Source organism: Bifidobacterium myosotis, assembly GCF_002259745.1.
In the GTDB taxonomy this organism is placed as follows: Bacteria; Actinomycetota; Actinomycetes; order Actinomycetales; family Bifidobacteriaceae; genus Bifidobacterium; species Bifidobacterium myosotis.
On sequence record NZ_MWWW01000048.1, the window covers coordinates 1 to 2,002 of the forward strand.

At 64.5% G+C, this 2,002-nt stretch carries 1 protein-coding gene; it reads right to left on the bottom strand.

Going from position 1 to position 2,002, the window contains the following annotated elements:
* Positions 1–234: 234 nt before the first annotated feature.
* Positions 235–2,002, bottom strand: a 1,768-nt coding sequence (locus BMYO_RS11280) for an S-layer homology domain-containing protein (protein ID WP_211276869.1), incomplete at its 5' end; no start/stop codon positions are given.

The window sequence follows — 2,002 nt, forward strand, 5'->3', positions numbered from 1 at the left end:
GTATGCGGCGCCGGCGAATCCAGGATCATCCCGGCGAAGGCTCCATGACGCCCAGGCCGGGCCGGTCCCGCCGGTGGGACGCGACGAAGGGCCCGGAGTCCGATTCCTCTCAACGGGGATCGGGCTCCGGGCCCTCGCTCTTTTGATACGGGAAGGCCCCGGACCCAGGATGATTGGGTCCGGGGCCTTCGGCCTGTGGAGGCGGCCGCTAGACGGGGGCTAGCGGGCCGTGGCTCACAGCAGGTTGGCCTGGATGGCGCGGGCCAGGAAGGCGGCCGCGTCCTGACGGGCCACGGTGTCGAGACCCGCGAAGCGGTTCACGCTGCCCGCGAAGCCCTTGACCACGCCATTGTTGTTGGCCCACAGCACGGCCTTGGAGTGGTTCGCGCTGTCGCCCGGGGTCACGTCCGCGAACACCTTCGAGTTGTAGTCCTCGATGTAGTTCGGGCTGCCGGCCGCACGGTAGATGAACGCCGCCGCGTCCTGACGGGCGATCCTCGCGTACGGGGCGAACGTGCCGTCAGCGTAGCCGGTCGTGATCTTGTTCGCGGCCGCCCACGCGATCGCGTCACGGAACTCCTGGTTCGGGACCGTGGCCGCGGTCACGTCCGTGAAGGAGGCCTGGGAGTCAACGGCCGGGCTGCCGGCCGCACGGTACAGCCACACGATGAAGTCCACGCGGGCCACCGGCGCGCCGTAGCCGAACGTGCCGTCCGCGTAGCCCTTGACGATGCCCTGGTTGTACATGAACTGGATGCTATCGGTGTGCGAGTCGGTGTCGGACGTGTTCACATCCGGGAAGTCCGCCTCACCCACCAGGATGTTCGCCAGCTTGCGGTTGTACGTATCAGCCTTCTCAGCAGACAGCTCACCCTTCACGGCCGCGTACACGGTGTTGATGTCGGCGTTGTTGGCGAGCTTGAGCTCCTTCTTCAGATCGGTCAGGACGCTCTTGCGGGCGGCCACGAACTTGTCGTAGGAGGTCTTCACATAACCCGGGTTGTACTCGGTGTATGCGAGGTCGGCGCCGGTCGTGGCGAAGGTGTCCTTGCCGTCGACCTTGACAACCTTCGTCTTGACGAAGTTGGCGTTACTGCCGTCGGAGACCACGTACTTGCCGGCATCGTTCTTCACCACGTAGAAGCGGCTGAGGTTGTTCAGCAGGCCGTTCAGCTGGGAGTTGTCCTTGGAGTCGGCGGTCCAGCGGGCGTACCAGATGGAACCGGCGGCCGGGTAGTCCGGGTTGGTGGTCGCCTTCTTGTCGGTATCCAACTGAGAGGCAACATTAGTAACGGGGTCGGTGTACCAGCCGGTGAGGGTGTAGCCGTCGCGGGTGACGGTGGGCAGCTGCTCGCCGATCTTCTTGCCCGCGTAGATCTTCACGCTGATCTTGTCGGCGCCCGAGTAGTTCGGGTCCAGAGTGATCGTGGTGAAGCGAGCGTCGTTCTTGTAGCCGGCGTACAGGTCGATGCCCTCGCCGTTGAGCGTGGTCGTGAAGTCGAACACGGACGGGGTGCCGTTCTTCTCGACCTCGTCGTTCTTCTGGATCAGGTTCGGGTCGAAGTAGTTGTCGTTGGTCTGCTGGCCGTTGGAGTCCTTGTCGGTGTAGGAGTACCAGCCCAGGAACGAGGTGTTCGGACGGGAGACCTCATCGAGGGTCTTGCCGAACGTGGACTGGAACGACTGGCCGCGCGGCACGAAGTAACGCAGCAGCGTATCCTCGGTCTCGGTCTTGGCCCACTTGTGCACGCGCACGACCGTGGACTGCTGGCCGCCCTTGACCTCAAGGACGACGTCCTTCGCGTCCGACGGGAACGCGGTGCCGAACTCGTAGTCCGAGGTCTTGCCGCCGTAGGTCAGCTGCCAGGCGTTCGCGAGCAGCTTGTTCGTGCCCGGGGTCACGGCCTGATACTCGGACAGGGCAGTACTGGTCAGCACGTCGAACGAGTAGTCGCCGGAGGAGACCTTCTTGCCGTCCTTGTACAGATCGTAGTTGCCGTCG